Here is a 3,245-nt window from a genome sequence, read left to right on the forward strand (position 1 = left end):
CAGTGACTAGGTGTCACCACGTGAGATCCGTCTCAGCGGACGACGGTGAGCGTCCTCGCCTGCACTTCGCTCCCGGCCTGGAGGCGGAGAACGTAAGTCCCGGCTGCAAGTCCGTCCACGCGGAGCATGGCCTCGTGAGACCCCGGGAGCCGAGCCCCCTCCGCGAGCAGAACTGCCTCTCGCCCGAGAAGGTCGTAGAGTGCCAGGCGGACTGGAGCGTAGACACTTGTCGTGTACCGGACGCGGCTGTCCACGAGCAGGGGGTTCTGGACGGCGAGGGCGAGGGTGGCAGGAGCGGGGGGTGGGACGGCTGCTGTGGCCAAGCCGTACTCGTAGCGTCGTCGATTGGTGTTGGTCAGCACCCCGCTGTTCCGCTGCAAGGACACGTGCTCCACCAAGTCCCCGTTGGCGTCGTAGCTATAGACCTCTTGGGATCTGACGGCGCCCCACTCGCTAGCACCTGTCAGCAGGTCGGAGTCCAAATACTGGAAGAGGTGCTCCGTCAGGTTTCCAGCCTCGTCGTAGTGGTAGAGGTCGCGGGACTCGTCCGACCACGCATCCCAGCTCTCCCTTTGGTGGACGCGCTCGATCAGGTTCTCCGCGTCGTCGTAGTGGTAGAGGTCCCGGGACTCGTCCTCTAAGTCCCCTCCGTTCCCCCGGACTTGGCGGACGGTTTCTGTCAGCGCGCCTCCCTCGTAAGCGTAGATGTCTCGGTTCCTCGTCGTCCATTCGGAGCCGCTCCACTCCTGCAAATCCACTTCAGCGACCGTTCCCGCGTTGTGGCGGTACACCGTTCGGGTTGCGCTCACCCACGCGGATTCGTTCCGGTTCCAGTACTGGACCAGGTGTTCCACCCGGTTTCCCTCCTCGTCGTAGCTGCGGAGCTCGCGGCTGGTGTTCTCCCACACCGTCCCGTAGTACCAGCCTTGCCGGACGCGCGACGTAGCATTCCCGGCGGCGTCGTAGCCGTAGAGGAAGCGGTAGTCGTCCGTCCAGGAAGCGTTGAACCACGTCTGGAACAGGTACTCCGTCGTGCGGCCGCCGCCGTCGTAGCGGTACGACTCGCGAGCGCTGTTTGTCCAGCCCTGCCTATCCCACTGCTGGATGGTTGCCCCCACCGATTCGTCGTCTCCGCCCGTGGGAACCCGGCGGGAGAAAGCGGCCCAAGCCGAACGTGTTCCGTCCCACCCTTCGTAGAGGTCCAGGGTCCGGCACCCACCGCCAGGACGGGGAGCCGGACTCCTACGAGTGACGTCCTGCGAGACGTCGTCCCATTGAGGGGCGTTCTTGGATCCCGACCCTACTAGGCAGGGTTGCTGTGCGTCTGCGGGCGCACAAAAGGAGACGAGGCAGAGGAAGACGGTGACGAAGCTGCGTGCGGGAGCGGACACGAGAGAGCCGTAGGGGCGTCAAGAAGGCGCAGATGATAACAACGGATCTCACAGTGGATGCGCCACCTGAGCCGCCCCGCCCACTGACCGCGCCGCCCCTCACCCTGTCTCTCTCCCAGCGGGAGAGGGGACATCGCAGAGCCCGCTCGGGCGGGGCGGAGGATGGCGCGCGAACTCAAAGATCTGGTACAAGAAAGCCTCGAGACGGTCGTCGTCGTCGGGCGCGAGGCGACGGTCCGCCGGCTCCGGCGAGCGGCCGACGTGCTCGGGTAGCCGCCCCGCCCGTGTCCGAGTACCGCGCCGCCGCGCTCCGTCTCGACCCCGCCGCGCTCGCGGCCGCCCCCGCGTCGGGCGACGCCGGGCTCGTGGACGCCGTGCGGCGCGAGGCCCCGGGCTTCCTCGCCGAGATGGCGCCGCGGCTCCCCGACGGCGCCGTCGTCGCCGCGGCCGTCGCGCTCGTCGAGGGCGGGGCGGTGGACGCCGACGGCGCGGCCTACGCCTTCGGCCGGTGGCTCGTCGCCCGCGCCCTCCGCGTCGGGGCGCCCACCCCGCCCGAGATCGGCTACCCGTTCGTGGACCTCTACGCCGTCACCGCCGCGTTCCGGCCGACGCCGTACGCGCTCGTCACGGCGTTCCTGGAGGAGCTGAGCGGGGAGCGGGCCGACCGGCTCCCGCTCGGCCCGCCGGCCTCGTTCCCGCTCCCGGGCGTCGGCTACGCCGGTCCCGACCGGCTGGCGGCGCTCGCGCCGGAGGCCCGGGCCGCCCGCCTCGTCCTGGAGACGGCCGCCGAGGACGGGGACGCGGCCGAGGACTGGACGGGGGACGTCGACGAGCCCGAGGACGTGGTGCAGGTGCTGGCGTGGGTCGAGGCCGCCGCCCCGACCGGCCACGCCCTAACCGTGTTCGTCGACGGCGACCTCTAGCCACCCCGCCCCGCTCGGGCGGGGTGGGGGCGCTGCGCGTCGGGCGGGGCGGGGCGCTCTGGGACGCGGCGTTCGGCCGCTCGGGCGTGGACTCCGTACCTCTCCGAGTTGGTCAGGCCCTCTGCCCCGCCCGAGCGGGGCACGCGCCGGTACGCCGAGCGGCTCGTCTGCGTCCGCTACCGCTACGACGACGCCCGCCAGGAGCGCGTCACGACGGTCGAACGGGTCGTGGACCGGGCACCGTGGGTGCCGCGGGCGGACACGACGGTCGGCGTCCGCGTGGCGTGGGGCGGGGTGGACATCGCGCGGCGGGTCAAGCGAGCCGGGGAGGACGTAGAACGCGCGGCTAAAGCTGTGGCGGCTGCGGGCGGGGGAGGCGCGCCGCCTCGGACTGGCGGACCGGATCGTCCGGCTGCTTATGCAGCTTCCCACGTTTGAAGGGTGAAGTGACGGTGGCACAGGCCTTGATCACCTTATCTGGCTTGAATGACCTAAATTGGCACTGATGGCCACATTTCGTCCAGATATCAGCACGAGCGTCCTGCGTTGGGCCAGGATGCGTGCAGGCTTGGATCTAGATGACTTCCAAGGTGCGCTCAAAAACTACCCGAGGTGGGAAGAAGGGGACCTCAACCCTACGTTCCGGCAACTAGAGGCCGTTTCATCCAAGACCAGAACTCCCCTAGGCTATTTCTTCCTACCAGAGCCGCCGGAAGACTCTATTCCCATTCCTGACTACAGGACGATGGACGAGAGGTCTGTCAGAAGGCCTAGCGCCGATCTGATAGACACTGTCTACGGTTTGATCCGGCGTCAAGACTGGCTTCGTGATTATCGGGAAAGCAAGGGGATGGAGCCACTTCCGTTCGTCGGGAGCGCCACGCCGGATGATCCACCTGAGTCTGTCGCCGAGTCAATTTTGACCGCTTTA

The 3,245-nt window shown here is 68.4% G+C and carries 3 protein-coding genes and 1 pseudogene; 3 read left to right on the forward strand and 1 reads right to left on the reverse strand.

Annotated features, from left to right (window positions below; genetic code table 11):
• Nucleotides 1-32 precede the first annotated feature (32 nt).
• Nucleotides 33-1,118: a hypothetical protein gene (locus RM540_RS16090; RefSeq protein ID WP_311666012.1), complete on the reverse strand. Its 1,086-nt coding sequence runs from the start codon at nucleotides 1,116-1,118 to the stop codon at nucleotides 33-35.
• 557 nt (nucleotides 1,119-1,675) lie between these two features.
• Here RM540_RS16090 and RM540_RS16095 point away from each other — a divergent pair.
• The 3 genes and pseudogenes from RM540_RS16095 to RM540_RS16105 form a co-directional block, all read left to right on the forward strand.
• Complete coding sequence (locus tag RM540_RS16095) at nucleotides 1,676-2,314, forward strand: hypothetical protein (RefSeq protein ID WP_311666014.1); 639 nt, start codon at nucleotides 1,676-1,678, stop codon at nucleotides 2,312-2,314.
• 108 nt (nucleotides 2,315-2,422) lie between these two features.
• Nucleotides 2,423-2,752 carry a hypothetical protein gene (locus RM540_RS16100; RefSeq protein WP_311666016.1) on the forward strand — a complete coding sequence of 110 codons (330 nt, stop codon included), beginning with the start codon at nucleotides 2,423-2,425 and terminating at the stop codon, nucleotides 2,750-2,752.
• A 67-nt stretch (nucleotides 2,753-2,819) separates the two neighbouring features.
• Nucleotides 2,820-3,245 (forward strand): annotated as a pseudogene (locus tag RM540_RS16105) (DNA-binding protein); the annotation flags it as partial.

This window comes from Rubrivirga litoralis, assembly GCF_031846415.1.
In the GTDB taxonomy this organism is placed as follows: domain Bacteria; phylum Bacteroidota; class Rhodothermia; order Rhodothermales; family Rubricoccaceae; genus Rubrivirga; species Rubrivirga litoralis.